The sequence below is a fragment of the Streptomyces lycii genome, from assembly GCF_009735685.1.
GTDB lineage: Bacteria > Actinomycetota > Actinomycetes > Streptomycetales > Streptomycetaceae > Streptomyces > Streptomyces lycii.
In genome coordinates this window covers 1-6,189 of sequence record NZ_WHPN01000101.1, presented here as the reverse complement: position 1 = coordinate 6,189, position 6,189 = coordinate 1, and the positions used below count along the sequence as shown (strand labels likewise).

The following is a 6,189-nucleotide window of genomic DNA, read 5'->3' as shown; positions in this document are numbered from 1 at the left end:
CGCACGGAGAGCGGCAGCGGCGACCAGCCCGCGAGCCGGCCCAGTGCGACGACCGGCGGGTGCACCGGCGACACCGCCATGACCTCCGCCGGGGCGCCCGTCACCGGGGCCTCGCCGGGCGCGGGCAGCAGGATCACCTGGTCCGCGTACTGCACGACCCGTTCGAGGCGGTGCTCGGCCATCAGCACCGTCGTGCCCAGGTCGTGCACCAGGCGCTGGAGCACGGCGAGGACGTCCTCGGCCGCCGCCGGGTCCAGCGCGGACGTCGGCTCGTCCAGCACCAGCACCCGCGGGTGCGGGGTGAGCACCGAGCCGATCGCCACCCGCTGCTGCTGGCCGCCGGAGAGCGTGGCGATCGGCCGGTCGCGCAGCGCGGCGAGGCCGAGCAGGTCCAGGGTCTCCTCGACCCGGCGGCGCATCACGTCCGGGGCGAGACCCAGCGACTCCATGCCGTACGCGAGTTCGTCCTCGACGGTGTCGGTGACGAAGTGCGCGAGCGGGTCCTGGCCCACCGTGCCGACGACATCGGCCAGTTCGCGCGGCTTGTGGGTGCGGGTGTCGCGGCCGGCGACGGTGACCCTGCCGTGCAGCGTGCCGCCGGTGAAATGCGGCACGAGACCGCTCACGGCGCCCAGCAATGTCGACTTGCCGACACCGGACGGGCCGACCAGCAGGCACAGTTCGCCCTCCGGCACGGTCAGGTCCACGTCCCGCACGGCGGGGGTGTCCGCACCGTCGTAACGGACGGACACGTGCTCGAACCGGATCACGGTTTCTCCTCCGGAGGGCTGGTACGGGGCGGGCGCGGCGGCGCCGGGGCGGCGAACGCGGGGAGCAGGCCCAGCAGGACGGCCGCCGCGGGCCACAGCGGAAGCGAGGGCGGGGTGAGCGGGACCACCGACGGGTGCAGGGCGGGCGGGTCCGCCGCGGCGGCCGCGATCACCAGCCCGGCGACCGCCGCGCCCGATCCGGCGACCAGCCACGCCCGCACGCCCCAGCGGTCCGGGCGGTAACGGGTGCGCACCGAGCGGCGGCCGCCCAGCCACAGGCCCGCCATGGCGGCGGCCAGCCCGGCCAGCAGCACCGGCAGTCCGTAGCCCGCGCCCCGCGCGGCCAGCAGCCCGTACGTGCCGGCGCAGACGCCGAGCAGGCCGCCGAGGGTCAGCGCGGTCGTGGTGTGCCGCACGGCCGCGGGCACCCGCGCCGTCCGCCCGTAGCCGCGCGCGTCCATGGCCGCCGCCAGCGCGACCGACCGCTCCAGGGCGCCCTCCAGCACCGGCAGGGCCGTCTGCACCAGACCCCGCAGGCCCGTGTCGGGGCGGCCCCGCAGGCGGCGGGCGGCGCGCAGCCGGGCCACGTCCGCGACCAGGTTCGGCGCGAAGGTCATCGCGACGACCACGGCGACGCCCGCCTCGTACAGCGCGCCGGGCAGCGACTTGAGCAGCCGGGCGGGGTTCGCCAGGGCGTTCGCGGCGCCGACACAGGCGAGCAGCACCGCGAGCCGCACACCGTCGTACAGCGCGAACAGCACGCCCTCGGCCGTGACCCGCCCGCCCACGCGCACCCCCTGCGCCCAGTCGGGCAGCGGCACCTCGGGGAGCGTGAACAGCACGTGGCTGCCGGGGATCGGCGAGCCGAGGAAGACGGAGAAGACCACCCTGATGCCGATCACCAGCAGCCCGAGCTTCAGGAAGGCGCCGTAACTGCGGGACCAGGGCGCGTCCGTACGGCGTGCGGCGACGACGTATCCGGCGACGGCGGCCAGCAGGGCGAGCAGCAGCGGATTGGTGGTCCGCGACGCGGCGGTCGCGAGGCCGAGCGCCCACAGCCACCAGGCCCCGGCGTGCAGGGCGTTGGCCCGCGACGCCTCGGGCGCCCGCACCGCGAACCGCCGCCCGAGGCGCGCCGGGAATCCCCCGCCGCCGGGCGCTCCGGAGCGGCTGCCGGGCGCTTCGGAGCGGCGGTCGCGGGCCCCGGACCGGTTGCCGGGTGTCCCGGATCGGCCGCCGGGCACTCCGGACCGGCCGCCGGGCACCCCGGACCGGTCGCTCGGCGTCGCAGACCCGTCGCCGGGCGCCCTGGAACGCACGGCGCCGGACCGTGGGGTGCCGGTGTCGATGCCGGTGGGGTCGTGTCCGGTGCCGGTGGCGTCGTGGCGGGAGTCCGTGGCGGGGGAGTCGGTGGCACGGGGCTCCGTGATACGGGATTCCGCGGCCCGGGTTTCCGCAGTGCCGGAGTCGGTGGTGCGGGTCTCCGTGGGACGGGTTTCCGTGGGACGGGTTTCCGCGGTGCCGGGGCCGGCGGCCGGGGTGTCGGTGGCTCCGGAGTCGGTGGTGCGGGGTTCCGCGGCCCGGGGTTCCGCGGCGCCTGGGTCGGTGGCCGGGGAGTCGTTGGCTCCGGAGTCCGCGGTGCGGGATTCCGTGGTGCGGGGGTCCGTGGTGCGAGCCTCCGCGGCCCGGGTCTCCGCGGTGCCGGGGTCGTCGGTGGTGCCCGGCCGGGGGCGGGGCGCACCGGGGTGTTCGGTGTTCATCGGCGGCGGCGCGCCTGCCACACCCCGGCCCCGCCCAGGAGCACGACGGCGGCGATCCCGGCGTAGAGGCCGACGGACGGTCCGGGCGAGCCGTCCGCGTCCGCGCCGGTGTCCTCCGGGGAGCGTTCCCCGGACCGGTCGCCCCCGGCGGACGCCTCCGGCCGCTCTCCCGACACCTGCTCGCCACAGCCCGAGCGCGGATAGCCCGCGATCGCGCAGAGCAGCGCGGAGGTGTTGTAGCGCAGCGGCTCGGCGACGGCGGCCAGCGCCTCGCCGGTGCTCGCCCCGTCCGGCACCCGCGCGCACTCCGTCCGGGGCTCCGGCGGGGTCTCACCGGACGGCGCGTCCCCGGCGGTGCCGAAGTCGAGGACGAGGGCGACCCGGTTGGTGCCGTCCTTCTCCGGGGTGTCGCCGCAGACGGCGTCGAAAGCGGGAGCCGTGCGCGGCCGCGCGGCGTCCCCGGAGTCGGCGCTGACGGAGAAGCGGAAGCCCTGCACGTCGCCGTCGGCGGGTTGGGCGGTGGCCGGGCCCCGGGTCGCGTACGTCCAGTCGTCACCGTCCCGCTCCCAGAAGGACCAGTAGCGGTAGCCCTCCGACCGGGCCGTCCCGTGGGCGGGGACCGCCCCGGACAGGGCGGCGCAGGCCGCGAGCGCGAGCGCCGTGGCCGAGCGGGCGGCACCGTTCCGCATCGTGGTCACACCCGCTTCTTGCGGCCGCTCAGCAGCAGACCGATGCCGATGCCCCCGACCAGCCCGGCGCCCATGATCCACCAGATCGTCTCGCTGTCGTCGTCCCGTTCACCCTGCTCGTCCCGCTCCTTGGCGGCGGCCTCCGGCGCGGGTGCGGCCTCCGGCTCCGGGCCGGTGGCGGCCAGCCGCTCCACCAGGTCGGTGCCGCCGAACGAGCGCGGGTCGTCGCCGGTGGCGTGCGCGGCCAGGACGAGCATGCCCAGGCCCGCCGGGTTGTCCTTCGTCCAGCCGGCGGAGTTCTTCTCCAGCCAGGCGAGGGGCTTCTCCGTCGCCCCGAGCCGGCCGGCCGCGGCCAGGGCGATCACGGCCTCGGCGGTGTTCGACGGGTCCGGCACGGGCTTGTCGGCACCGGGCGCGAGCACGCTCAGACGGCCGTCCTTCTCCAGCGTCGCGGCGATCCGGTCCGCCGCGGCGGCCGCCGCCTCACCGGGCTCGCGGTCCTTCCCGGCGCCGGACGAGCCGCACTCCGGCGCGGCGGTGTCCTCGGCCCCGTCCCGCTCCGGGTCCTCGGACTTGTCCCGCTCCGGCGGGTCGACGACGAAGCCCTCGCCGAGCCCGGCGAGCGCCCCGGCGACGGTCGCGTCGTCGTTCGCCGTCAGCCCGCCCTTCTTGTCCGGCTGGTAGGCGAACGCGCCGCGGTCCGCCGCCCCGGCGTCACAGCCGAGCTGGAACGCCAGTAGCCCGTCGTACGCCGACCTGCCCTCGCCGAAGGTCACCCGGTCCGGGTCCTCGCCGGCCGACGCCAGCGCGCCGATGACGACCGCGGTGGAGTTGGTGTCGCTGGCCCCGCCCGGCGCGTAGCCCCAGCCGCCGTCCTCGTTCTGCACGGACTTCAGCCAGCCGACGGCCTTCTCCACGGCCCCGGCGTGCCCGCCCAGTGCCGCGAGGGCCTGGACCGCGGCTGCGGTGGCGTTGCTGTCGACCGGGGTCTTCGCGTCGCACTTCCGCGCCGGGTCCGCGCGGTACGGGGCGAAGCCGCCCGAGTCGCACTGCTGCTCCACGAGCCACCGCACCGCCTCCCGCGCGGGCGTGACGCCCGCCGTGTCCAGCGCGAGCAGGGCCGTCGACTGCCGCCACACGCCGTCGTAGGCCGGGTCCTTGTCACCGTAGAGCGCGGCGGGCGGGTCGGCGGCCGCCGAGACGTGCCCCGGGGGCGCGACGTGCGCCGCGGACGAGACGTGCGCCGCGGCCGGGGGGTGCGCCGCGGGCGCGGCGGATGCGGCCGGTGCGGCGAGCGCACCGGCCACGGCGGACGCGGCGAGGGCCGCGGCTGTGCGGCGTACGTTCATGGTGGCGGTGCCTTTCGACAGGGGCGGGGGCGCGACGGCGGTGGACGGCCGGGCACGGCCGTCCACCCGCGCGTGCCGCACGCGGAAGGGCACCGGGCTCAGCTCCGTATACCTCGACGGTGCCGCCGCCGACCGGCCCCGGGAAGGGCGCCGGCCGGCGGACGGGAGCCTGTTCGCGCCCGGACGGGTGCTCCGGCTCGTGGGCCCGGGCTGTTCGCGCGGGCGCACTCACGGTTGCGGGTCAGCGCCGGATTCGCACCGGTCTTCCCCCGTTCGGGCGCGGATGAAGTTGTCGGATGACACCATAACCGGCGGGTAGTCGGCGCTTCGACGCGGTGGCTCCGCCCGGTCCGGGCCGCCCGGTCCGTACTGCCGGGTCCGTACCGCCGGGGTCCGTTCCGCGCGGCCCCGGCCTCCCGGCGGCCTCCCTCCCGGACATCTCCCTCCCGGACCTCTCTCGCGGGCCTCCTTCCGGAGCCGGGCTCCCGCCTCCCGTGGCGGGCTCCCCCCTCCCGGGTTCCGCCTCCAGTGGCGGGCCCCCGGGTTCCGTCTCCCGGGGCTTCCGCCTCCCGGAGCTGTCGCCTCCCGGGGTTCCCGGCCTGGAGTCTCCCGGCCCGGGGTCTCCCGGCCCGGGGCCTTCCGATCCGGGGTCTCCCGGTCAGCCGGACCCGGTCAGCCGCCGAAGCCCCGGACGCGGTGCTGCATCACCCGGTACGGCCAGCCCTCCGCGGTGTTCCACTGGCTCACCGACAGGTGCAGGTCGTCCAGGGTCGAGCCGGGGATGACGTAACCGCCGTAGAGCTGCGCGACATGGGCGTCGTCCTCCCGGCCCCACTCGCCGCCGTGGACGAGCGTGCGCCGGTACGCGGTCGTGAGGTCCGAGGTCGGGGTGTCCACGATGATCCCGTCGATCCGGTAGTCCCCGGCGTTGAACCAGGTCAGCACCCACTTGCCGGCGAGCGGCCGGAGACACAGCTCACCGAACGCGCCGCCCAGCACCGGCGTCACCGGGTTCCCCCAGGCCCAGGCCCCGTCCCGGTACCCCCAGGGCTCGTACGCCGCCGGTTCCGCGATCCGGTCCTGCCGGACCCGGAGCATCACGATCGGTTTGCTGCGGGTGAAGTCCGTCGCGCAGACGTACACGAACCCGTCGTCGCCCAGGCCCCAGCTCAGACACTGGAACAGCCCGCCGTGCGCGTCCGGTGGGAACTTCGCGCCGGTGTGCCGCCAGGTCGCGCCCGAGTCGTCGGACCGCCAGATCTCGGTCCACACCACGTTGCCGAGCCCCTTGTTGACCATGACGTGCAGATACATCGTGCCGCCGATGGTGATCACGTCGGAGGGGAGCACGGTGGAGAACTCCGGGTTGTCGTGCTCGTACGCCCACAACTGCTGTGCCGCGTCCCCGCCGACCGCGCCCGACCAGGTCACCCCGGCGTTCAGATCGGTCGTGTCCGACCAGAGCGCGACCGGTGAACGCCACCAGCCGCCGCCGACCCTCGCCTGCTCGAAGGTGTCGCCGAACACGAACAGCAGCCGGCCGTCGGGCGTGCGGGCCGGGATGCCGAGGTCGGTCGCCTCCATCCGGAAACGGGTGGTCAGGCCGGGGCCGGTCAGGTCG

Annotated in this window: 5 protein-coding genes; all 5 read right to left on the bottom strand. The window is 76.6% G+C overall.

All coding sequences use genetic code 11. The features are described from left to right. Positions 1-770, bottom strand: a 770-nt coding sequence (locus tag GCU69_RS04735; protein ID WP_156205207.1) for an ABC transporter ATP-binding protein, incomplete at its 3' end; no start/stop codon positions are given. Then, entirely contained in the window at positions 767-1,882 is a 1,116-nt protein-coding gene (locus tag GCU69_RS04730) for a CbiQ family ECF transporter T component (protein ID WP_156205208.1), read from the bottom strand. The genes GCU69_RS04735 and GCU69_RS04730, both read right to left, overlap by 4 nt. Before the next feature lie 644 nt (positions 1,883-2,526). Next, the gene (locus tag GCU69_RS04725; protein WP_098751692.1) at positions 2,527-3,219 is read right to left on the bottom strand and encodes an SCO2322 family protein; all 693 of its coding nucleotides are present in this window, start codon (positions 3,217-3,219) and stop codon (positions 2,527-2,529) included. A gap of 5 nt (positions 3,220-3,224) precedes the next feature. Next, a complete protein-coding gene (locus tag GCU69_RS04720; protein WP_156205206.1) occupies positions 3,225-4,568 on the bottom strand; it encodes a prenyltransferase/squalene oxidase repeat-containing protein in 1,344 nt (447 codons plus the stop codon). A 672-nt stretch (positions 4,569-5,240) separates the two neighbouring features. Beyond that, positions 5,241-6,189: DUF4185 domain-containing protein (locus GCU69_RS04715; protein WP_156205205.1), on the bottom strand; the 949-nt coding region annotated here is incomplete at its 5' end.